Annotated in this window: 21 protein-coding genes; 8 read left to right on the top strand and 13 right to left on the bottom strand. The window is 51.7% G+C overall.

The genetic code is table 11. The features are described from left to right. Nucleotides 1–320: 320 nt before the first annotated feature. Both fabA and AU511_RS14360 read right to left on the bottom strand, forming a co-directional pair. Nucleotides 321–839, bottom strand: coding sequence for a bifunctional 3-hydroxydecanoyl-ACP dehydratase/trans-2-decenoyl-ACP isomerase (fabA, locus tag AU511_RS14355; RefSeq protein ID WP_094099734.1), 519 nt, complete (start codon nt 837–839; stop codon nt 321–323). 90 nt (nt 840–929) lie between these two features. After that, a complete protein-coding gene (locus AU511_RS14360; RefSeq protein ID WP_094110085.1) occupies nt 930–2,657 on the bottom strand; it encodes an AAA family ATPase in 1,728 nt (575 codons plus the stop codon). Between the two features lie 209 nt (nt 2,658–2,866). Here AU511_RS14360 and matP point away from each other — a divergent pair, with 209 nt between their 5' ends. Beyond that, nucleotides 2,867–3,328 (top strand): macrodomain Ter protein MatP, encoded by a 462-nt coding sequence (gene matP, locus AU511_RS14365; protein ID WP_094110100.1) that lies wholly within the window; start codon nt 2,867–2,869, stop codon nt 3,326–3,328. A gap of 11 nt (nt 3,329–3,339) precedes the next feature. Here the strand turns inward: matP and AU511_RS14370 are convergent, their stop codons facing one another. After that, nucleotides 3,340–3,831 (bottom strand): 2-thiouracil desulfurase family protein, encoded by a 492-nt coding sequence (locus AU511_RS14370; RefSeq protein ID WP_094110086.1) that lies wholly within the window; start codon nt 3,829–3,831, stop codon nt 3,340–3,342. A 104-nt stretch (nt 3,832–3,935) separates the two neighbouring features. Then, a complete protein-coding gene (locus tag AU511_RS14375) occupies nt 3,936–4,121 on the bottom strand; it encodes a GhoT/OrtT family toxin (protein WP_276207167.1) in 186 nt (61 codons plus the stop codon). Between the two features lie 416 nt (nt 4,122–4,537). On the opposite strand from AU511_RS14375, the gene AU511_RS14380 reads away from it, so the two are divergent. Together AU511_RS14380 and AU511_RS17315 are read left to right on the top strand one after the other, a co-directional pair. Then, a complete protein-coding gene (locus AU511_RS14380; protein ID WP_094110087.1) occupies nt 4,538–4,813 on the top strand; it encodes a hypothetical protein in 276 nt (91 codons plus the stop codon). A 39-nt stretch (nt 4,814–4,852) separates the two neighbouring features. Continuing rightward, on the top strand, nt 4,853–5,302 hold the full coding sequence (locus AU511_RS17315) for a hypothetical protein (RefSeq protein WP_139829391.1): 450 nt from the start codon (nt 4,853–4,855) through the stop codon (nt 5,300–5,302). 118 nt (nt 5,303–5,420) lie between these two features. Here the strand turns inward: AU511_RS17315 and AU511_RS14390 are convergent, their stop codons facing one another. After that, entirely contained in the window at nt 5,421–6,863 is a 1,443-nt protein-coding gene (locus AU511_RS14390) for a PepSY-associated TM helix domain-containing protein (protein ID WP_094110089.1), read from the bottom strand. A gap of 46 nt (nt 6,864–6,909) precedes the next feature. Continuing rightward, a complete protein-coding gene (locus AU511_RS14395) occupies nt 6,910–7,359 on the bottom strand; it encodes a DUF2946 domain-containing protein (RefSeq protein ID WP_094099739.1) in 450 nt (149 codons plus the stop codon). Between the two features lie 511 nt (nt 7,360–7,870). Between AU511_RS14395 and AU511_RS14400 the strand changes: the two genes are divergently transcribed. Next, entirely contained in the window at nt 7,871–9,439 is a 1,569-nt protein-coding gene (locus AU511_RS14400; RefSeq protein ID WP_094110090.1) for a glucan biosynthesis protein G, read from the top strand. Next, nucleotides 9,432–11,987, top strand: coding sequence for a glucans biosynthesis glucosyltransferase MdoH (gene mdoH, locus AU511_RS14405; RefSeq protein ID WP_094110091.1), 2,556 nt, complete (start codon nt 9,432–9,434; stop codon nt 11,985–11,987). Before AU511_RS14400 ends, mdoH begins: the two co-directional genes overlap by 8 nt. Before the next feature lie 552 nt (nt 11,988–12,539). Here mdoH and AU511_RS14410 read toward each other — a convergent pair. Then, entirely contained in the window at nt 12,540–13,460 is a 921-nt protein-coding gene (locus AU511_RS14410) for a Kdo(2)-lipid IV(A) acyltransferase (RefSeq protein ID WP_094110092.1), read from the bottom strand. Nucleotides 13,461–13,867: 407 nt separating this feature from the next. Between AU511_RS14410 and trhO the strand changes: the two genes are divergently transcribed. Next, nucleotides 13,868–14,923, top strand: coding sequence for an oxygen-dependent tRNA uridine(34) hydroxylase TrhO (gene trhO / locus AU511_RS14415; protein WP_094110093.1), 1,056 nt, complete (start codon nt 13,868–13,870; stop codon nt 14,921–14,923). 52 nt (nt 14,924–14,975) lie between these two features. On the opposite strand, the gene AU511_RS14420 is transcribed toward trhO, so the two are convergent. The 5 genes from AU511_RS14420 to pyrC form a co-directional block, all read right to left on the bottom strand. After that, nucleotides 14,976–15,554, bottom strand: a complete 579-nt coding sequence (locus AU511_RS14420) for a YceI family protein (RefSeq protein WP_094110094.1) — start codon at nt 15,552–15,554, stop codon at nt 14,976–14,978. Between the two features lie 25 nt (nt 15,555–15,579). Continuing rightward, on the bottom strand, nt 15,580–16,134 hold the full coding sequence (locus AU511_RS14425) for a cytochrome b (protein WP_094110095.1): 555 nt from the start codon (nt 16,132–16,134) through the stop codon (nt 15,580–15,582). 365 nt (nt 16,135–16,499) lie between these two features. Further along, a complete protein-coding gene (gene bssS, locus AU511_RS14430) occupies nt 16,500–16,754 on the bottom strand; it encodes a biofilm formation regulator BssS (RefSeq protein ID WP_026740390.1) in 255 nt (84 codons plus the stop codon). A 427-nt stretch (nt 16,755–17,181) separates the two neighbouring features. Next, nucleotides 17,182–17,433, bottom strand: coding sequence for a DNA damage-inducible protein I (dinI, locus tag AU511_RS14435; protein ID WP_094110101.1), 252 nt, complete (start codon nt 17,431–17,433; stop codon nt 17,182–17,184). 108 nt (nt 17,434–17,541) lie between these two features. Further along, entirely contained in the window at nt 17,542–18,585 is a 1,044-nt protein-coding gene (gene pyrC, locus AU511_RS14440; RefSeq protein WP_094110096.1) for a dihydroorotase, read from the bottom strand. Between the two features lie 184 nt (nt 18,586–18,769). On the opposite strand from pyrC, the gene AU511_RS14445 reads away from it, so the two are divergent. Beyond that, nucleotides 18,770–19,057: a putative quinol monooxygenase gene (locus tag AU511_RS14445; RefSeq protein WP_094110097.1), complete on the top strand. Its 288-nt coding sequence runs from the start codon at nt 18,770–18,772 to the stop codon at nt 19,055–19,057. An 82-nt stretch (nt 19,058–19,139) separates the two neighbouring features. Here the strand turns inward: AU511_RS14445 and rne are convergent, their stop codons facing one another. Continuing rightward, nucleotides 19,140–22,250, bottom strand: coding sequence for a ribonuclease E (gene rne, locus AU511_RS14450; RefSeq protein WP_094110098.1), 3,111 nt, complete (start codon nt 22,248–22,250; stop codon nt 19,140–19,142). Between the two features lie 574 nt (nt 22,251–22,824). Between rne and rluC the strand changes: the two genes are divergently transcribed. Next, nucleotides 22,825–23,566, top strand: a 742-nt coding sequence (gene rluC, locus AU511_RS14455; protein WP_094110099.1) for a 23S rRNA pseudouridine(955/2504/2580) synthase RluC, incomplete at its 3' end; no start/stop codon positions are given.

The raw sequence follows: 23,566 nt of genomic DNA on the forward strand, positions 1-23,566 counted from the left end.
TATTGCCGCGCTCGGCAGCAACGGGGCGTTACTATAGGGAGTCGGCCTGCCACGGTCAAGCAGTATTTAGTGGTTTTGAAACATCTGGTTAAGCATTGTGCGTTTGGTCGATAGCTTCCCTTTAATGGAGGGTTTTTGTCCGTTTCGGAAGTGGGATATACGGGGCTTATTCACGTGCGCGACGTGATCCGTGACGCTATATCTGCATCGCTAACACTGCCGAGGACGACCAAGACGAAATTGTACAGCTACCTATACCCCCTATAGCAAAAAGGCATCCCGGAATGACCCAGAATGCCTTTATTCTCAAAAGCGGTGGATTAGAACGCGCTGGTATCTTTAAACAGTCCGACTTTCAGATCGCTCGCCGTGTAGATGAGGCGGCCATCGACCAGCACTTCACCGTCTGCGATACCCATGATCAGCTTGCGATTGATGACACGCTTGAAATGGATGCGATAGGTGACTTTTTTGGCTTCAGGGAGAATTTGACCGGCGAGTTTGACTTCGCCGACGCCCAGCGCACGACCTTTACCTTCTCCGCCTAACCAGCCGAGGTAAAAGCCGACCAATTGCCACATGGCGTCCAGCCCCAGGCAGCCAGGCATAACCGGGTCGCCAATGAAATGGCAGCCGAAGAACCACAGGTCGGGATTGATATCCAGCTCGGCTTCAACATAGCCTTTGTCATGCTGGCCGCCATCTTCGGTCATCTTGATGACACGATCCATCATCAGCATATTGCCAGAGGGCAACCGTGGGCCCTGCTGGCCGAATAGTTCACCGCGTCCGCTGGCGTAAAGATCTTCTTTCGAATAGGATTCGCGTTTATCTACCATGTTTCTTTCAGTCCTGTTTTTGTGAAGCGAGCAGGTTAGCGTACACGTGTACGCTGAGCAAGCCTGTTACCGCTGGACATACCAGTTACGCTATCGGAAAAACCAAGGGAAGCGACGGCGTTCCTGCGGTGTTAAAAGAGCGATACGCTCACGAATCGCAGCCAACAAACTGGGGCGATGTTCTTCATCGTAAGCAACCTGTGTCAGCAGCGTTACCGCTTCAGCGACAGAGGAGACCGGATAGAGGTGAAATTGCGCATTTTTCACTGCTTCAACCACGTCCGGTCGTAAACAGAGATGGCGCTGATTCGTTGCGGGGATAATAACGCCCTGCTGGCCGGTTAGGCCGCGACGCTGACACACGTCGAAGAAGCCTTCGATCTTTTCGTTGACGCCGCCGATGGGTTGAACATGTCCAAACTGATCCACCGAGCCGGTAACGGCCAGTTGCTGATTGATAGGCTGAAGGGCCAGTGCGCTGATCAGGGCGCAAAGCTCCGCAAGAGAAGCGCTATCCCCGTCCACCTCACTGTAAGATTGCTCAAAAACGATAGAGGCAGAGAACGGTAGCTGCTGTTCCAACTGTAGTTCAGAAATTAAAAAAGCCTGCATAATCATCATGCCTTTGGCATGCAGGTTGCCACCCAGTTCGGCCTTACGCTCGACATCCGTCAGTTCGCCGTCGCCCGGGTGTACTACGCAGCTGATGCGGGTAGGCTCACCAATCATCATTGGGTAGCCCGGATATTCCAGCACGGAAAGTCCATTAACCTGACCGACGACGGCGCCGTCGGTTTCTATCAGAATCTGACCCAGCTCGATATCATCCTGTAGCCGTTCATACAGGTAACTATCGCGCCAGCGGCGGGTGGTTTCGGCATCGTTAATTGCCTGCGCGGAGAGTGTTTCCTGCTGCGCATAGAGAGACGCATGCTTCAACTGGTGAGTCAGCCATTTAGGACACAGTGGCAGACAGCCCTGATCGTCACTGTAACGCACGGCGTGGGTGACCAGTGCGCTCCAACCGTCTTCCGCCAGCAGAGGAAGTTGGTTCTCCTGACACAAGGCGTTGATGTAAGCACACCAGCGCACCATATCTTCAGACGCGATCAACGATAGCTGAGATTCAAACTCGCCATAAATAGCGTCTTCGCTGAGATCCGGCTCCATGTCGTGGATGTCGGCCAGACTTTCGCGATCGCCCACGACGATCAGACGGAGGTCGACCGGCATTGGCGGCACGTCTACCGGCAGTGGGCGGCGTTCATCAGGCGAAAGCCACGAGTACTGCCCTGAAACTAGCGTCTGCTTCAATCGAAGCCACATCAGCGGCTGCGCCAGCAGCGTGCGCGCGGAGAGAATCAACACGCCGCCGTTGACGTGATGAATCAGACCAGGCTGTAGCTCGATATTGTCCTGGAACACGCGGACGCAACCAAATAGCTGTTCCGGCTCAATCCATTCCTGATACTCACACCGTACTTTGGCTGCGAAATTATCGTCCTGATGCAGGGCCGGCTCAACACTGATATGACGCCCGGAAATTTGATACAAGCTGCCGTAAAAGGCTTTTTCCATTGACGCATTCGCGTTAACGGCTCGGGCGATCAGCCGCAGGTAGTCATCACTCTCCTGCGCTTTTAATAACATAAAGCGAGAAGGGGAGCGGGACTGGCAAAAGAGTGTCAGCGCATTGGCCAAACGGGGCTGGATCGCTGAAAACTCAGCGGGCGCCAGCTGCGCTGCCTGAGAGAATAACGTCTGATACGGGGTAAGATCAGGCAACAGTTGCTGCCATTCGAGTCGGTTGTTGGTCAAAGTATCTACAGCACTCGTCAAAAGGGAAAGCGGGATTATACAAAAATAATGCCTGATGCACATGAGAGCCTGCGCGTTGCAGACGGACTACAGAGGCAGAATAGCGATTCTGCCTGAAAAACAGACAGTAAAAAGTTTGCCTGAAACAGGAAACTCAGGCCACAATGGAGATATGTCGGGCACGTTACACGGTCACTGAAGACTTTATTATGAAATACCAGCAATTAGAAAATCTTGAGTGCGGCTGGAAGTGGAAGTATCTGGTCAAAAAACACCGTGAAGGCGAGTCCATTACTCGCCTTATTGAGCGGAGTGCGGCCGATGAAGCGGTCAACGCGCTACTGCGAATGGAAGATCAGCCCGCGAAAGTGCTCGAGTGGATTGACGCATACCTCAATCCCGCGCTGGAAAATCGGATGAAGCAGACCATTCGCGCTCGGCGTAAACGGCATTTCAATGCTGAACATCAGCATACCCGCAAGAAATCCATCGACCTTGAGTATCTGGTTTGGCAGCGTTTGGCGGGGTTGGCGCATCGTCGCGGCTGTACGCTGTCTGAAACCATTGTCCAGCTGATCGAAGACGCTGAGCATAAAGAGAAATACGCCACTCAGATGTCGTCGCTAAAACAGGATCTGCAGGCGATGCTCAACAATAAGTCTGACCGCTGAAAGGCCGATGATCAACCGACTTGGTTGATCCGCTCAATCAGCGTCAGGATTTCCTGGTCCGAAAATACCTCTATCCCTTTCGTCCTCAACAGTTCGGCAGTAGCGCCGCTACCCGGCATGGTTTCTCCGTTGAAATGGCCGCTATAGATAGTCCGGCTGCCGCAGGAGGGACTGCCATCCGTAAGCAGTGCAAATCGACAGTGGTGCTCCTGAGCCATTTCCAGCGCGAGCCAGGCGCCCAAAATATAGCGTTCTGTGACGTCGCCTCCCGTCTCTTCAACAACTCGCGCACCTGACGTGATAACCTCATGACGGCATAGAGTTGGAATAATTTCCGCCGAAGGCCGTGGTGTGGAAAATCCGGCCGCCAATTCAGGACAAAACACGACCAGGCGTTGCTCGCGTTGCCATTGGCCAAGGTAGCGCCGAACCGTGCTTTTGTCTGAGCCGTTATATCGAACGGGGAAACCTGCGAGGCAGGCGCTGATCAAAATCTTATTCATCACCGAGATCTTTTACCGTCGAGACAGTGAGGGGGCCATTAAAGACGCGCCTGACTAAATGGTGGGGGTAATAATAAACAAGTTGGTAAGACGAAGGAAAATGATTAAAAGAAAGAAAACATCAAGACCACGGGGAAGCTGAGTGGCCAGGTGAGGCCGATCAAAACCGCGCAGAGTAGGCGTATCAACATCGAGCGGTCTTTACTGACGAAGAAAGTGAAAACCAGAGATAGCGCAAAGCCAACGAAATAAATAGTTTTCATCATTTCCCACAGATGATGGTGAGACACTTTATTCTCTTCCTTATAGTTGCAGGCGGCGCGTAGTTTAAGACGTTGCCAATTTGTGATCAATCCTTTAACACAAAGGGGAAACGTTGAACGTTTTCCCGGCCTGATTAATGATAGTGCCAAATTGATGGGAATTCTGATGCGTTAGTCGAAAAAAAAGATTTTCTTATGGCTGACGGATCGAGTCGAGGGAAGCGTTGGATGTCGCTAATTCATGACATTAAATAAAGTCCATGAACACAGCGTGAGGCAGAAAAGGGCTTTACACAGGCCAGTGTAACTATAACAGGGACGTGGTCGGCGGGCTGAATGCCAATCGAATGATTGTGACAGTAATATTAATTTTTGGTGACTATATGGACTTACCCGACCCGCTGGCATAGGTTGGTTTTTTATCCTGTTTAAAAGGGAATAAAATGAACGAGATATCAAGCCTATCGCTAAAAATCACCCATGAACTTAAAGAAAGAATTAAAGCCGCGGCCTTGGCAAATGGGGTTTCGATCAGCGCGGAAGTTAGTGTCCGATTACTGAGAAGTTTTGAGTCGGAGTTGTCAAATACCCAACAAGCCAGCGCCATTGATAATCAGCATACGGAAGAGCGGGTAGAGCAGCCGTTGTCTGCGAAAGAATTGAAAAAGTTGCGGCAGTTGATCAAGGAAAAAAACAAAGGTTCTATCAAAAAGAAATAAAACCGACGTTATGCCTGCCTGTGACAAGGGAGGCATACATTGACCTTCCTCAATGCGTTTCTTCCGGGATCATCGCTTGTCACTCATCATGTTTCATCTCCTTCTAAATGTGACCTGCGGGTTATTTGTCGACACATCTTTAAAATTCACGCTGGGGTTGCCGATAGAAGCACTAATAATCCTAATCAAAAAAAGGGGAGAGATATGCCGATGGCTACTTTGAAAGAAACATTACTGTTTGGGGAAGATGCTGGCGCAGCGAGCCATCGATATGAAATCTATAAATCAGATTCCCAAGGTGGTTATTTTGCGATGATTTATTCGCTGAAACCATTGCGTATGGAGCATCACGTCTTTTTGGCATGGAGCATTGAAGATACCTGTTTGGCTTTACGCGCTTCATATATTCCCAACGCGCGTATGGAGTGTGAGGCGCATTGGAAGGATACGTTTGCGCTGGCCGAAGGTAAAACATTAAGGGCCGTGTGACTTAAGGGATGATTCACACTCACAGAAGCAAGCCAGCGACCTGCTCCTGTGTGAATGTCTTACTTCGTTTCTGTCTCAAGCTGACGTGTTATCTCGTACCTGATTCGCTGTTATCCCGCTAGCGATACCTGTCCGGCGTGGGCAAAGAAGCGCGGTATCGCAGCCAGCGAAGGCTATCGATAAAAATAAATATCACTGCGCTGATCCCCATTACCGGCAGAAAGAGGCCAATCCCTAATGCGGCAATGGCAATCAAGACCCGAGATGTGAGTGATAAAGACAAAAAAGCGTCTGTCACTGACTGCAGCGGGTTTTGGGAAACCGAGCCGCGCGGACGGCGCACCCACCATAGACGATATCCCCACACAATCATCGAGCACAGCCCTATACCGAAAAATGCCAGCAATAACTGATTAGGCAAACCGAACAACACGCCCATGTGAATGTCGACGCCCCACCGGGTGAGCTTTGCCGCCAGCGGGAAATGGTGGAACTCGACCTTGCTAACAACCTGACCTGAGTCGGGATCCACCGCTACGGCATCAGCTTGGGTGGGCCAGGTTCTTTCCATTTCAGTGACCGTCCAGGCGCGATGTGGTTTTGAGGTCGGGCGAATTTCGATTTTTGCGGCTGCAATGCCCGCGGCTCGTGCGGATGCCAATACCCGGTCAATGCGAGTGGGATCGACGGGGGTCATATCCGGCATATCCATCATCATATGGTGGGCGTGCTCGCTTTGCGGGGGGGACTCGGCGGGCCCAGAAAGCTGCGTGGCGACCGCAGGCGTTTGCCAGCCCAGGGTGTAACGGAGCTGCGATACATTGTCCCCCGCCCATCGCGACCATGTGAGTCCTGTTGCAGAAAAAAAGAGCAAACCTGCAAGTAAGGCCAGCCCCGTCATCGTATGACAGCGCCGTAATCGGCGACGCGTGTTGCGGGCGGCATTGTGCTTTTCTGCGGCGGTGACGCGCGGCTGGCGTCCTGTCCACCACAGGTAAGCGCCCCCCAGGGCCGCAATCCACAGCCATGAGGCCGCCAGCTCGCTGTAATTTCTGCCCACGCTCCCCAGCAACAGACTGCGATGCAGGTTATCCAGCCAGAGACGGAAGGGCAAAATTCCGCTGGTGCCGTAAACGGTCAAATCGCCTTTGACCGCTAACGATACCGGGTCGATAAAGAGGGATCGGCTTTCCGAAGGCCCTAGATCGGGAGACGAAAACATAACGCGTGTCGTCTCGCCAGCAAGCGGGGCGGGTCTGATCGCAGATAGCGTCGTATTTTTGCTGTCGCCGAGGGCGCGCATCGCCGCTGCAACCTGTAAAGACAGCGGTTGTGTCGAGCCTTCGGTCTCGGTGTAAAGCGCATGCGCATAGAGCCGATTTTCGAGCTGAGGCGTCAGGACATACAGCGTGCCGGTTAATGCGGCGATAAAAATAAACGGGCCGACAAACAGGCCAATATAAAAGTGTATCCGTAGGAAAAACAACCTGAGCCCGTAAGGTGCTGGGTGGTAATCCTGTTCGGGGCTCGGAAGCTTCTCCCCGTTTTTGGCAGCAGACATATTGTTTCCGCAAAAAAAATGAAAATAGGCGTGCAGAATCGATAGCTCAGACCTGTGAGCGCGCGGTAAGCGAATTCACTGCGACGGAGAACGGCGGTGCGCGAGCTAACTGGGAGGCGTAGTGCGCCTCAAAAATGCGCTGCGGCCATTCGGTTCTCAGTGTCCGCAACGCGTGCCAATGCGTTCGCGGAATCAGGTCATCGCCTAGCGGTTGCAGCGCGGGGAGATGCAAAAGCAGTATGCAATAGCCGCACGTACGGTGTTCCTGCGCAACATCATGGCCTGCGGGAGAGGGCGAGGGGGCATGCTCGTGCATTGATGCAGCGACGGCGACATGACGGTGATGAAGTGCTGTCTGAAGCCGGGCGTCATGACACCGCGCCAGAAGTTGGGAAACTACTGGTGAGATGAAAATAATGATGACGGCAAAAATACCGAGCCAGTATGGCCCGCTTTTTCGCCTTAACTCGAACAATGACATGGCGCGCTTAAGCATTGAGCATCTTCAGATGGTGTGACTGTAGCGTATTTCGGGAAAAGAACGTGACACAAATGTATTTTGTACGTGTCATTTCGCCCCTGCCACATATGATTGTCTTTGAGAGAAAGACTTTGTTTGTGTCGGCCGTGATTGCGCTTGCTCAAGACAAAATCTAAGAGGAGAATCCCTGCTTTTACGCCTAACGGACTATTCCTAGGCGAAATCCCTACAATTTCCGTTATGGTAGTGCCCTGTCATGGAATGACGGCTTAATAATGAATCAGGCGCATGCAGCGCTTTAGGAATGCGATAGCAGCGGTCAGGGAGAATCGACGTTCTAATGTCCGAAAAATAGCAACGCGAATCACCGACGCCCACTCAAGTTGGGATTAAATGACGAATAGAGATAGCCGTTGTTTAAACGCTGACCTATCATAATGAACCAAATCTTTATGAAGTTGTCGGATAGCTAACTTATCCATTAATATGGATTTTAGTTGATTGAAGCACACATACAGGGGGAGATGTGCTGGTTAATAAATTTAAGGTTAAACAGCGAGTCAACAATCTTCGCTTGCTCTCAGCCGCTGTAATGCTGTCGTTGACGTCTTTGCCTACGTGGGCATTTTCCATTGATGATGTCGCGCAACAAGCGGAAAAACTGGCAGCGAAGGGGTTTGATGCACCGAAAAGTAATCTGCCCGATCAATTCCGCGACATGAAGTTCGCCGACTATCAGCAGATTCGTTTCAATCAGGATAAATCATACTGGAACGCAACGCCTACCCCATTCAAGCTGCAGTTCTATCATCAGGGGATGTACTTCGATGTCCCTGTCAAAATTAATGAAGTTACCGCTACCTCGGTAAAAGAAATCAAATATTCGCCTGACTACTTTAATTTTGGTTCAGTCAACCACGATCCCGATACAGTAAAAAATCTTGGGTTCGCCGGTTTTAAAATTCTGTACCCCATCAATCAGGCGGATAAAAACGATGAGATAGTCAGCATGCTGGGCGCGAGCTATTTCCGCGTCATCGGCAAAGGGCAGACTTATGGTCTTTCGGCTCGTGGACTGGCTATCGATACTGCGCTGCCGTCTGGTGAAGAATTCCCGCGTTTCCGCGAATTCTGGATCGAGCGTCCTAAACCTAATGACAAGCATCTGGTCATTTTCGCGCTGCTGGATTCGCCGCGTTCGACGGGCGCTTACCGCTTCACCGTTTACCCAGGACGCGACAGCGTCGTAGACGTGCAGGCCAAAGTGTACCTGCGTGACAATGTCGGCAAGCTGGGCATCGCGCCGTTGACCAGTATGTTCCTGTTTGGGCCTAATCAGCCGTCTCCGACGCTGAATTACCGTCCGAACCTGCATGACTCGAATGGCCTTTCAATTCATGCCGGCAACGGTGAATGGATATGGCGTCCGCTGAACAACCCGAAACATTTGTCCGTCAGCACCTATACTGTCGAGAACCCCAAAGGTTTTGGTCTGTTGCAGCGCGGTCGCGATTTTACCGACTATGAGGATCTTGACGATCGTTACGATCAGCGTCCGAGTGGTTGGGTTGAGCCTAAGGGCGACTGGGGCAAAGGCAAGGTTGAGTTGGTAGAAATCCCGACGGCGGATGAAACCAATGACAACATCGTCTCTTTCTGGACGCCGGACGCGCTGCCTGAAAAAGGCAAGCCGCTGGATGTGAAATACCGTCTGCATTTCACAACGGATGAAGATGCGTTGCACTCGCCTGAAATTGCCTACGTCAAACAGACCATGCGTTCTACGGGGGATGTAAAACAGTCGAACCTGATCCGTCAGCCGGATGGGACGATTGCTTTCCTGGTGGATTTCGTCGGTTCGCAGATGAAAGACATGGATCCGAATACGCCGGTCGCGCCTCAGGTCAGCATCGGTGACAACGGTGAAATCGTTGAAAACAGCGTGCGTTACAATCCTGTGACCAAAGGCTGGCGTTTGACGATCCGTCTGCGCGTGAAGGACAGCAAAAAACCAACGGAAATGCGTGCAGCGTTGGTGAATGGCGAGACTACTTTGACTGAAACATGGAGCTATCAGTTGCCTGCCAATGAATAAGTCAACTTCCTCTCTCGACTATGTCGAGAAATTGCCTCTGCCTGCTCAGCAGGCAGAGGCGTTGCGTGAATCCCTCCCGCATTCAACGACTCCCTCTAACCCATCTGAAGTCCATCAGGCTTTAGCCAATGGTGATACGGTAAATCTTCGGTCCGAAGATGATTTGCCTTTGATCTCCGTGAAGCGGCGCCTCGACATGGGCTGGGGAGACACTCCTTCTCAGGAACAACAGCTGATCGAGGATCGGGAAGGGCGCACAGCGATACAGGCGATGCCGAAAATTAAACGCGCCGTCATGTTCCCTGATGCCTGGCAAACCAACCCGCTTGTGCGCTGGTGGCATGGCATTTTGGGGCAATCGACCGCGCCTCGTCACCGCCGAATCACCGCGCAGGAAAACAAGGAAGAGAGCCGGTGGCGTACCGTGGGTACGATCCGTCGCTATATCCTCCTGATTTTGACGCTGTTTCAAACGACGATAGCGACCTGGTACATGAAAACCATCCTGCCGTACCAGGGTTGGGCGCTGATCGATCCGTTCGAAATGGCGCACCAGGATTGGCTGCGTTCCGTTATGCAACTGCTGCCTTATGTGCTGCAAAGCGGCATTCTGATTTTATTCGCCATCTTGTTCTGCTGGGTTTCCGCGGGCTTCTGGACCGCGCTCATGGGATTCCTGCAGTTGCTGATCGGTAAGGATAAATACAGTATCTCCTCCAGCACGGTCGGTAACGAACCCCTCAATCCCGAACATCGCACTGCGTTAATCATGCCGATTTGTAATGAGGACGTAGAGCGGGTGTTTGCCGGTTTACGGGCGACATACGAGTCTGTTGAAGCGACGGGTCAGCTGGCGCATTTCGACATGTATGTGTTGAGTGACAGCAACGATCCCGATATCTGCATCGCAGAGCAAAAAGCATGGATGGATTTGTGTCGTGAAGTCGGGGGAGAAAATCACATTTTCTATCGCCGTCGTCGCCGTCGCGTGAAACGGAAAAGCGGCAACATCGATGATTTCTGCCGTCGCTGGGGCAGTCAGTATAGCTATATGGTAGTGCTGGACGCCGACAGCGTGATGAGCGGAGACTGTTTGACCAATCTGGTCAGGCTGATGGAAGCGAATCCAAATGCCGGGATTATCCAGTCATCGCCGAGAGCATCCGGCATGGACACACTGTATGCGCGCTGTCAGCAGTTCGCGACCAGGGTCTATGGGCCGTTGTTTACCGCCGGGCTGCATTTCTGGCAGCTAGGCGAGTCCCATTACTGGGGCCACAATGCCATTATCCGTGTGAAACCCTTCATTGAGCACTGCGCGCTGGCGCCATTGCCGGGAGAAGGCTCTTTCGCCGGGTCAATCCTGTCTCATGACTTTGTCGAAGCCGCACTGATGCGCAGAGCCGGCTGGGGCGTCTGGATCGCGTACGATCTGCCTGGCAGTTACGAAGAGCTGCCGCCGAACCTGCTGGATGAATTGAAGCGCGATCGCCGCTGGTGCCACGGCAACTTAATGAACTTCCGGCTGTTCCTGGTCAAAGGTATGCATCCGGTGCATCGTGCCGTGTTCCTGACCGGTGTGATGTCATACCTCTCAGCGCCGTTATGGTTTATGTTCCTGGCCTTATCGACCGCGCTGCAGGTGGTGCACACGCTGATGGAGCCTCAGTACTTCCTGCAGCCCCGGCAGTTGTTCCCAGTCTGGCCGCAGTGGCGGCCTGAGCTGGCCATCGCACTGTTTTCTACCACGTTGGTCTTGCTGTTCCTGCCGAAATTGCTGAGCGTTATTTTGGCCTGTGCCAAAGGGGCGAAGCCCTACGGCGGAGTCATCCGGGTGTTTATTTCACTGCTGCTGGAAATGCTGTTCTCCGTATTGCTGGCTCCGGTCAGAATGCTGTTCCACACGGTATTCGTGGTCAGTGCTTTCCTGGGCTGGTCGGTGCAGTGGAACTCTCCGCAGCGTGATGATGATGCAACCACGTGGGGCGAGGCATTCACCCGCCATGGCTCTCAAATGGTGCTGGGACTGGTCTGGGCGCTGGGGATGGCCTGGCTGGATCTCCGCTTCTTGTGGTGGCTGTCGCCAATCGTCTTCTCGTTGATTCTGTCGCCGTGGGTGTCGGTGTATTCCAGCCGCGCAAACCTTGGACTGGCCTGCAAACGCGCGAAGCTGCTGCTGATCCCGGAAGAGTACAACCCGCCGCGCGAACTGGTTGCGACGGATGAGTATTTCCGCCTCAATCGCGAACGTAAGCTGAACGACGGATTCATGCATGCGGTCTTTGACCCGACGATTAATGCGTTGGCGAGCGGAATGGCGACAGCTCGACACAGTTTTAGCCAGCCTATCGAAGATGTGCGTGAACAGCGAGTGGCGGCGGCCTTGAGCCTCAAACCGCAAGAGGTTGAAAATCACGAACGACTGGCGTTGCTGAGTGACCCGGTAACGATTTCGCGGTTGCATTATCATGTGTGGCAGGAGCCAGAACGTTATGGTAACTGGGCTGAGTACTATCAGACCCTATCGGCTCCGCCGATGAAACCGTAATGTAACTCTGCTGAGCGTTAGGCTCAATATAGGTAAAACGCCCGGTGAATATCGTCGGGCGTTTTTTTTACGCTTAAACTTTCTCCCGGTAAAACGTGATCGACGGCGGTATGAACAGGTGCGGTAAGTGAAGCCTGTGTCTGATAGGGAATATGCGCTTGATGACAGGCACAACGTCGAGCCTGAGTGATTAAGAACCCACGATTTTTCCATGCAGTTAAGTTTGTTGCCAAAGATCCGTATCTAAAAAAGAGAATGGTGTGGGAAAGTGACTTCCTGGTCAGGGCGATGGGGAAGGGGCTGGGTAGCGCGCACGATGAGGCCACTCGCAGACATTCAGGTACGAGGAAAATGTCGCGGACGATGAAGAGAAGAGGCGAGTGCGATTAAGGAGGAGGAATGGGATGTCAGCCCGCTCTTAGAGGTAATAAAGCCGCCTTCTAGGGAGGCGGCTTTAACATGGAGGTTTGCTTGCGTTGCGCGGGGTAAGAAGAGGTGTGGAGCGTTTAGCCGTAGTGGATAATTAACCGACCCGTGGCGGGAAAACAGCGACTAATACAGAGATGACTCTCCCTCCGGACGCGTCTTAAACCGACGATGCAGCCACATGTATTGATCGCAGGCCAGCATGATGTTCTGCTCAATAAGGTGATTCATCCAGGTGGCGGTGGCAATTTCGTTCTCTAAGGGTATATCCGGTTCGGCGGGTTGAATGATGAGCTCATACCCTTTGCCGTTAGGCAGCCTGCGCGGGACAAAGGGAACAACTACCGGCTTTGCGCTCCTTGCCAGCATATAGCTGCCCGCCGTGGTAGCGGCTTTCTCTACGGCAAACAACGGTACGAATACACTGCTGCGCGGGCCATAGTCGTGGTCGGGGGCATACCAGAGTATTTCTCCCTGCTTGAGGGCGCGGATCATGCCTTTTAGGTCTTTACGGTCCAGCATGGATTTATTGGACCGCATACGGCCCCAAGTTTGCAGCCAGTCAATCAGCTTGTTGTCATTCGGCCGATATACTCCGATCCCCTCGTTTTGCATGCCAAAAATGCGTGCGCCGAGTTCCAACGTCAAGAAGTGAATACCGATCAGCAATATTCCCTGCTTTTGTTCGCGCAAGGGCTGCATATTATCCAGCCCGGTCACTTTGAACCAACGGGCGATGCGCCAGTCTGGCCAGAACCACGCCATCCCGGTTTCCATGACGCCCATGCCAACTGACTCGAAGTTGCTACGTACCAGCGCTTCCCGCTTTTCGGCGGACATGTCGGGAAAACAGAGTTCCAGGTTGCGTCGAGCGATCTGAACGCGGTGCTTCAATATAGGCATTGATAGTCGACCCAGCAGAGTCCCCAAGCGGTAAATGACCGGATAAGGAAGCAGGACGACCAGATAGAGGATGCCTATGCCCAGCCAGGTTAGCCAGTAGCGTGGATGCAATAGCGAGCGATTAAAAGAGGGGATTGTCGTCATGGCCTTAATATCGGAAACGGCGGTAAATCACGCCTTGTGTTAATGGGATTTTTCAGAACACCACTCCGAAGAGTAGTTTAATATGGCGTTTAACGGCGCATTTGAAATGTGCTAAAAGCTGATTTTTATACAGATTTAATCGGACGCCTATCATCGCATCGGTTAGCAATAGTTTTTGACCTTTGATGGTGGGGTCTCCAATCACACGAGGCGGGTATTATGACGAAACCGTCACGTTGAAACTAGTCATCATTCCCCCTCATGTAGCTCGCATTGATATTTCTTAGGGGTCGGCTTCAACTGACAGAGACTAAGAGCTGGTGTATCATGCCGCGCTATTGTGCTGGCAACAAAATGCTAACACAGAATTAATGTCGTTAACCTCACTTTAAACAGGATCGTACACCATGCCAGTGTTACATAACCGTGTTTCCAATGAGGAACTGAAGGCGCGCATGCTTGCTGAAACCGAGCCCCGCACCACGGTCTCCTTCTATAAATACTTCATGCTAAATGAACCCCAGGCATTTCGCGACGCGCTCTACATGGCCTTGACCGAGATGAACGTGTTTGGCCGTGTCTACATCGCAAAAGAGGGGATCAATGCGCAAATCAGCGTTCCCGAGAGCCTGTTCAACGCGTTCAAAACGCGGCTGTATCAGTCACACCCCGCATTGAATAACATCAGGCTCAATATTGCGCTGGAAGACGACGGTAAATCGTTTTGGGTATTGAGAATGAAGGTGCGAGAACGGATTGTGGCCGATGGAATCGATGACCCCACGTTTGATCCTTCGCGCGTTGGGCACTATTTGAAGGCCGAAGAGGTTAATCGGATGGCCGAAGATCCTTCCACGGTCTTCGTCGACATGCGCAACCATTATGAATATGAAGTTGGTCACTTCGAAAATGCGCTGGAAGTCCCGTCTGATACATTTCGTGAACAGCTGCCTATGGCGGCGGAAATGTTGGCCGACGATCGTGAAAAGAACATCGTCATGTACTGTACAGGAGGCATTCGTTGTGAAAAAGCCAGCGCGTACATGCTGCATCGCGGGTACAAAAACGTGTTCCACGTGGAAGGCGGGATCATCGAGTATGTCCGACAGGCGAAGACTCAGGGGCTCCCCCTCAAGTTTATTGGTAAAAACTTTGTATTCGATGAACGTATGGGGGAGCGGGTTTCCGACGAGGTTATCGCTCATTGCCATCAATGCGGCACCTCATGTGATACGCACACCAACTGCCGCAATGAGGGATGCCATCTTCTCTTTATACAGTGCCCACAGTGCGCGGAAAAATATGAAGGCTGCTGTGGACCGGCTTGTCAGGAGGAAATCACATTGCCGCTGGAAGAACAACGTAAGCTGAGGCGTGAAAGAGAAACCGGCATGAAGATCTTCAATAAATCTCGGGGATTGCTGCAAACAGTTTTGCCGACCCCGATCAGAGATGATAAGTAGCGGCGTTGGTAGAAAAGGAGCCCCGTTCATCGACGGGGCTCGATAGACAAGATTATTTCTGGCGGATACCCTCAAGTGAAATAATCAGCTCGACGTCTTGCGAGGCAGGCCCCAGGTCCGTAGTGATGTTGAAGTCTTTCAGCCTGATTTTCCCTTTGGCTTCGAAGCCCGCACGATAGTTGCCCCAAGGATCATCTCCTTGTCCCAGCAGTTTGGCCTCAAGCGTGACGGGTTTGGTGACGCCGTTTAACGTCAGATTGCCGGTGATAGCCAGATCATCACCACTTTTTTTAACGCCGGTAGAACTGAAGGTCGCCAGAGGCGCTTTTGCCACATTCAGGAAATCGGCGCTGCGGATATGTTTGTCACGCTCGGCATGATTGGTGTCGACACTATCGGTCTTGATCGTCACATTGACCTTGTCCGCGGCCGGATTAGCCTCGTCAAATGTGAAGGTGCCGTCGAAATCTTTGAACGTCCCGTACAACCAGCTGTAACCTAAATGCTTGATTCGAAATTGTATAAAAGCATGTTGGCCCTCTTTATCAATTTTATAATCCGCTGCAAGAGCGGAACCTGCGTAGGAGACCGTTGAAGCGAGTAGTAAACCCAATAGCGTTTTCTTTAACATTGGTTTTCTCCTTATAATCCCGAGGTTAATGGACGCGGCGACCCAACATCCGTTTTAACGTACTGTCACGATCAATGAAGTGATGCTTTAACGCTGCTAATGCATGCAGCACCGACAAAATGACGATACCCCACGCAAGATATAGATGAATGTCTCCTGCAAAATCAGCCTGATCTCTGACTCCGCTCAGCGTCGCGGGAATGCTAAACCAGCCAAACACAGAAATAGGCTGGCCCTCCGCCGTAGAAATCAGATAGCCGCTGATCAGCAGACTAAACAGTAAGAGGTAGAGAAGAATATGTGCCAGCGTGGCGCTTATTCGGGTGAATCGTGAATAGCTGGCCAGCGGTGTAGGGGAGGGACTGATTTTGCGCCATATCACCCGGATTAGAACGATAAGAAAAAGAAGGATGCCAATGCTTTTGTGTATTTCGGGAGCTTTGTGATACCCGTTGTCATAGTAGCCTAGCGACACCATCCACAGGCCAAGTGCAAACATGCCGTAGACGGTCAGTGCAACGACCCAGTGAAGTAGAACGCTGATATGACCATATTGGGATGACGTATTGCGCCAAAGCATGACCACATTCCTTATCGTAACGTTGCAATGAGGGTCTGGAGATAATTAAACACAGCTCAACATAAAAGCAATATAAAAATATTGCTTTTAACATAATGATTTCATTTATCAATCATTTTCAATGAGCTATCTGAATTTCTGTCAGTGAATTTTATGCATTGATTGTCACATCGCTGACTGTGCCTTAATAAGAAAAATAAAAAATGACTTATCGTTTATTAAAGTGTGAGCGACTTATCGTGAATAAAATAATTAGAAGGGTGAATTATTTTGAAGGTGGTGCGAGGGTATATCGAAAATAAAAGACGACACCGCCTTTGTAGGCGGTGTCTGGGGGTGAAAATAACGCACAATATAATGAGACGTTAATGCTTTAAATAATCAATAGGCTCAAATTCATTCGATTCAATCTTGGCAATACCCGCTTCAAGAATGTTGATGAGCTGTTTTGCCACATCGGTGGTCAACCATAAAGTACGATCGACTTGAGCTTCATCGGGAGCCTGGTCCGCGGTAGAGAGGTAGTGTAAGCGGATCATCATTGCATCGTAGCTGTCGACGGTGCTGATATCCCAACCCACTAGTGGATGTGTTTGAATAACTTCACTTTTTATATCCATGATTACCCCTTATGGCTAGTTACTAGCATGAGTGACTAAACGAGGTTCTAGATGACTCCTATCTACGATTACTTGATGAGTATATCTCCCCTAAATCCATTTATGGAATTTTATTGTAAACAATCGCGAATCTGGTCGTTTTTTGTTCTTTATTTGCCTGGGTGAATGCGGCCTTCCGCGCGGGCAGAGAATAAAATGACCTTCGAGGGTTTAGCGTTAGCTGACAATTCAAAAATTTTTTAGGCTATTGAGCCATAGGTATGCGGTTATTATTTTAATGAGACGCGATGAAAATATGACTGAATGAATTAACTCGCACTCGAATTTTCTATTCAGAGAATCGAGTGCGGTCATGACAGCATGGAAATATTGCAGTGAAAAGGAGTGAAAATAATTGACCAGGAACCGAATTGAGAACGAACGACGTTTACTCGGTGTCGAGTCCTGAGAAAAACCAATCGTCAGCGCTTTCCCATGTCTCTTGCAAAATCTCGGTTATTTTCTCTTTATCATCCTTACTGCCGCCGAAGACACTAAGATTGTTCGACCCGGCATAACGCACCAAAACAGAGGTGTCGGGATATTGAGCTTGGATGCGATGGTTTAACTCATTGGTCAGGGCGTCAATGGCGCCGGCAGGCAACTTAACGGTTTTTGCTACAGTGATTTCAACACGCATAATGACCTCCATACAGGACTGTTCGTTTATACAGTCGTCTCGTATGAAACGCAAGAGGCATAAAGTCGAAGATAGACGAGTTTCCCTGCCTTCCGGCAGGGAAATGATTTATCGGACGGACCAGTTAAGTTGTTGTCCTGCCATAAAGGGAATGATTTTTTGTCCTTCGGCATCAATATGTTCTGGAAATCTGATCGGCTCTCTGTGCAGTTCGATGAAGTCTTCATTGACGGGGAGGCCATAGAAACGCGGGCCATTGAGCGAACAAAAAGCTTCGAGATGATCTAACGCTCCGATCTCCTCAAATACGGCGGCATACGCGCTCAGGGCTGCTTGTGCGTTGAACACCCCAGCGCAGCCGCATGAAGACTCCTTGCGATGCTGCAAGTGCGGGGCAGAGTCAGTTCCCAGAAAGAATTTTTCTGACCCGCTGGCGACGGCATCTCGCAATGCCTGCTGATGCACATTTCTTTTAAGTATCGGGAGACAGTACAGGTGAGGGCGTATTCCACCCACCAACATGTGATTGCGATTGAACATCAGGTGTTGCGGAGTAATGGTGGCCGCCAGATAGTCGTCGTTAGCCAGCACGTAGTGTGCTGCTTCACGCGTGGTAATGTGTTCGAAAACAACCTTTAGCGCCGGAAATTGCTTGCGTACAGGCTCCATAACGCGATCGATGAAGTAAGCTTCACGATCGAAAATATCCACCTCGGGATCCGTAACTTCACCATGCACCAGTAAGGGCATTCCCAGCTTCTGCATTTGCTCCAAAACCGGGTAGATAGCGCGAATGTCTGTCACGCCGTGGCTCGAGTTTGTTGTTGCATTCGCAGGGTAGAGTTTGGCCGCCGTAAAGACACCTTCCTGAAAACCCAGGGTCAGCTCGCGGGGGTCCAGCGTATCGGTCAAATAACATGTCATCAGCGGATGAAAGTGATGCTCAGAAGGGATAGCGGCGAGAATGCGCGTTCTATAGGCCTCTGCTGCTGCGACGGTGACGATGGGCGGCGTCAGGTTAGGCATGACTATGGCGCGGCCGAAAACGGCGCTGGTATAAGGTAATACCGCATTCAGCATGTCGTCGTCACGGAGGTGTAGATGCCAGTCATCGGGACGGCGAATTTTCAGGGCGGTTGGAACGAGGGTCATTGATTGTGCTCCGGCGGTCAGTGATTAACATAACGGTCATAAGACTGATTACGGCGGGTGACAAGCATAAGCGCAAAGTGGTTGAAATGCACACGAATGTTTCGAAGTGGTTGAAATTCTTCTTTTATTGGCGTTTCATATTAAAAGATCTAATACATTCGCAAAATGCGAGAAGAGGAAAAAAATGGAAATTCGTGTTGTCGCTAGCCTTCAGGCAAAACCAGAGTACTTGAAAGAAATCACCGATGCGGTCAATAAAGCGGTAGAACCTAGCCGTAAAGAGGCCGGTAATCTGCAGTACGATTTACACGCGGAAATCGATAAGCCAGGTGCTTTTGTTTTCATCGAACGCTGGAAAAATAAAGCAGCGTTAGAGACGCATGAAAAAACGGCGCACTTCCAAAAGCTGGTAGCGGACATGGAAGGCAAGACCGTCTCCGTCGATATCAAGCTGATGACTCAGGTCGCATAAGCTGATAAAAAAATGCCCGTCATCGACGGGCATTGTTGGCAGACATCAAGCACCACGTTAGTCACGTGGTGCTTTTTTGTGGTTACTCTTCCACGGTTGGCTTGGTTGCCGGGGCACTGGCGCGGTTGACCGAAGCATGGCCACCTGCAGAGCCTTTCCCCGTAAACTCGAACGCGGGGCGCTGCCAGTCGCTGGATTTCGGCTCTTCTGGTACATACTGCGGTGCCGGAGCTTTCGTCATCGGCGCATTTGCATGATGTTTAAAGCTTGGCTGCGCATTGGATTTCGCCGGAGTTGATGTTTCGACCGGCTTTTCCGCTGCGGCAGGCGCCGCTTCAACCGGTGGCTCAGCATGTTCTTCAACGGCTGCCGGGGCATCCTCTGTGGCAGGCGCTGTAACTTCTGCGTCCTCGACGTTTTCATTTTCGGCCACGGCGTCTTCAGACGGTGTTGATGCTGAGTCGGCCTGATCCGTTTCTTTGTCGCTGTCTTCCGCCGTCACTGTCTCTTCACGAGATACGCGGGTTTCCAACGGCAACTGAGCGGTCACTTCTTCTTCCGGCGCGATGACATCGGCGCTCTGAGCGTCAGCAGACTCGTTACTTTCCTCAACGATTTCTTCTGCGATTGCGCTGGATAGCAACGCGTATTCCGTCACCGTAGGTATGGTAATCGCATCATTTTCCTGAACAACGGTTTCCGGTGCTTCAGGCTCAGGCTGAGGTTGTGTGATCGGGTAGTGAATCCACACTTTGCCAGAAGCCATTTCAGGCGCAGAAGCCGCTTGCTCGACCACCATTGGCGACTGTACCGGGTAGCGCTCATCACGGTAACGGCGACGACGCTGGCCGCTAACGCGCAGATGGCGCGGCGAACGGCGTGAACGGCGCGGCATGTTGTTGTCGCGGCTGTCTCCGCCGTTATTTTCCGCGCTGGTTTCCGCGGAGGCCGGTGCGGCGGTTTCCGCTACCGGGTTGGCTTCAACGCTCGGTTTCGCTGCGACTGCGGCATCCGCTTCATCCACTACACGAACTTTCTGCGTAAGCTGACGACGTTGACGGCGAGGCATCACCTGAGCGGGTTTTTCCTGCTCTGGCGCCTGAATTTCGGTTTCAGCCGTCGCGTTCAGCTCTTTCACTTCCTGTTGAGCCTGGCGCTTGTCTTCCTGCCGGTTGCGCTGACGTTCCGCGCGCTGTTCACGACGTTGCTCTTCCCGCGCGGCTTTTTCCTGTGCATCAACGGCCGGAGTTTGCGTGTCATTAGCGGTATTTTGCGTCCGCTTGTTATTACGACGCGGCTGATCTTCGCGCGGCTCACGGTTTTCACGCGGCGTCCGCTCTGTGCGATCGCGACGATTGCCGGATTGGCGACGATTGTTGTTGCGACGCTCTTGACGTGGTTGACCTTCGCCCGTGTCGTTCTCTTTAACCTGCGGCTGTTCCGGTTTCTCCTCCACTTCGGCTTGAGGCGCCTCGAACATGCCTTTCAAAGACCCGAACAGACGGCGAATGATGCCCGATTTCTGAGGCGCGGCGGACTGTGCTTTCTGAGCGGCAGCCGGGGTCGGCGTTTCAGCAGGCAGAGTATCCGGTAAGGTAAATGTCGCCAGAGCCGGTTGCTCAGGCATTTTACGCTCGGCGATCTGCTCTTCCTGTACCAGTTGGTTTTCTGCATCCAGCATTTGCGGCAGCATGTAGCTTAGCGCCGGTTTCTCTTCGCCATTACGGATACGTACGACGGAGTAGTGAGGCGTTTGCATGCCGTCGTGCGGTACGATAACGGCTCGGACGCTACCCTGACGTTGTTCGATGGCGTTAACCGCGTCACGTTTTTCGTTCAGCAGGTAAGAAGCGATCGGAACCGGCACAATCGCCTGTACCTCTTTGGTGTTTTCCTTCAGCGCTTCTTCTTCGATCAAACGCAGGATAGACAGGGAAAGAGACTCGTTATCTCGAATCGTCCCGGTTCCGCTACAACGCGGACAAACGTGATGACTGGATTCGCCCAGCGAAGGACTCAGACGCTGACGCGACATTTCCAGCAAACCGAAGCGTGAAATGCGGCCGATTTGAATACGGGCGCGGTCCTGACGGACGGCATCGCGCAGGCGATTCTCAACTTCACGCTGATGGCGGACGGGTGTCATATCGATGAAGTCGATAACGATCAAACCACCCAAGTCGCGCAGACGCAGCTGACGGGCGATTTCGTCGGACGCTTCCAGATTGGTGTTGAAGGCGGTTTCTTCGATATCGCCGCCGCGGGTAGCGCGTGCGGAGTTGATATCGATGGCTGTCAATGCCTCGGTCGTGTCAATTACGATGGAGCCGCCGGAGGGCAGACGCACTTCGCGTTGGAAGGCTGACTCTATCTGGGATTCGATCTGATAGTGGCTGAATAGTGGAATTTCACCGCTGTACAGTTTGATCTTACTGCTGAAATCGGGACGACCCAGTGAGGCGATGTGCTCCTTGGCGCGTTCCAGAATTTTGGGGTTGTCGATCAGGATTTCGCCAATGTCCGGGCGCAGATAGTCGCGGAATGCGCGAACGATCACATTGCTTTCCTGATGGATCAGGAACGGCGCAGGGCGACCTTCTGCGGCTTTCTTGATGGCTTCCCAATGTTTGATGCGAAACGCCAGATCCCATTGCAGGGCTTCTGCGGATTTGCCTACACCGGCCGTACGTACAATCAGGCCCATGCCTTCAGGCAACTGCAGAGAGCTCAGCGCTTCCTTCAGCTCGGTCCTGTCATCCCCTTCGATACGGCGTGAAATACCGCCGGCACGTGGGTTGTTCGGCATCAGAACCAGGTAGCTACCGGCAAGGCTGATAAACGTCGTCAGCGCCGCACCTTTGTTGCCGCGTTCTTCTTTATCCACCTGCACAATAACTTCCTGGCCTTCGCGCAGAACATCTTTGATGTTTGGGCGGCCATGAGAAGCATAGTGACTGGGGAAGTATTCGCGAGCGATTTCTTTGAGGGGGAGAAAACCGTGTCGTTCAGCGCCGTAATCAACAAATGCGGCTTCGAGACTCGGTTCAATACGCGTGATTTTACCTTTATAAATGTTTGCTTTCTTTTGCTCATGACCCGGGCTTTCAATATCCAGATCATAGAGGCGTTGACCATCAACCAAGGCAACACGCAACTCTTCTTGCTGAGTCGCGTTAATCAACATTCTTTTCATCGTAACTTACTCGTTATTCTTAACTTACATTATGGATAGAGCTGCCGGTGAAAGCGGGGTGTGACCGGAATGAACCGATGGCCTCGTGGCTTATCGCAGGGGCGTCAACCTCCCGGTTGTCGTCTGCATAGAGACGCATGTTTCGGTAGCCTGTATTTCCTGATGGAAAACAGTGCATTTATTGCGGGAACAGCTTCTGAAAATAGGTGCCAGATCTGATTCCATTTGCCGGCCAAACTGCTTACCGCAGCTCGCTAACTGCTTGATAAATCGCTACGTCTTACGCCATTGCTGCGTTGTGACCCATCAGGCAAATATAATAATTCCGCAATTTCCCTTGTTTTTCAGGTAAACAGCGCGGAAAGCCGAAGCATTATTCCATTGCTGATACGCCGATAGCAAGGTGACTTTGCCTGTCAAAATGAAGTTATCAACCGCTCTGAGACAGCAATGTACGAAATTCGCGCATCGTCACTGTTACAGAAGCTGACTATTAACTTCATAAGTCAGACTCACAGTTAAGCATAGAAAAAGATGTGGCGCTATCTACCCACGCTCTTTAGAATTCTGGCCCATGAAAACAGAGAACCCATCAGTACAATTTTTGACGGTCTCCGATGAAGAGGCGGGTCAACGCATCGACAATTTTCTTCGCACAAAATTGAAAGGTGTGCCGAAGAGCATGATTTACCGTATTTTGCGTAAAGGTGAAGTCCGAATAAATAAAAAGCGGGTGAAGCCGGAGTACAAACTGCTCGACGGCGATCTCATCCGGATTCCGCCGGTGAGAACGTCCGAACGTGAAGAAGCGCAGGTTTCTACCGGTCTGGCTAAGGTGTCGGCGTTGGCGGATTGCATCATTTACGAAGATGACTATTTATTGGTGCTCAACAAGCCTTCGGGGACTGCCGTCCACGGAGGCAGCGGCCTCAGCTTCGGCGTTATCGAAGGCCTACGGGCACTTCGGCCTGAAGCTCGCTTTCTGGAGCTGGTGCACCGTTTAGACAGGGACACTTCCGGTGTTCTGTTGGTCGCCAAAAAAAGGTCCGCGTTGCGCGCGCTCCATGAGCAATTGCGGAGCAAAGGGATGCAGAAAGATTATCTCGCCCTGGTGCGTGGACAATGGCAATCTCATTGTAAAGTCGTGCAGGCACCCCTGCTGAAAAATATTTTGCAGAGCGGTGAGCGAATCGTCCGTGTGAATAGCGAAGGAAAACCGTCTGAGACACGCTTCAAAGTTGAAGAGCGGTTCGAGCACGCGACGTTGGTCAAAGCCAGTCCGGTCACCGGACGGACACATCAGATCCGCGTACACA

It is taken from the genome of Lonsdalea iberica (assembly GCF_002111585.1).
GTDB classification, from domain to species: Bacteria; Pseudomonadota; Gammaproteobacteria; order Enterobacterales; family Enterobacteriaceae; genus Lonsdalea; species Lonsdalea iberica.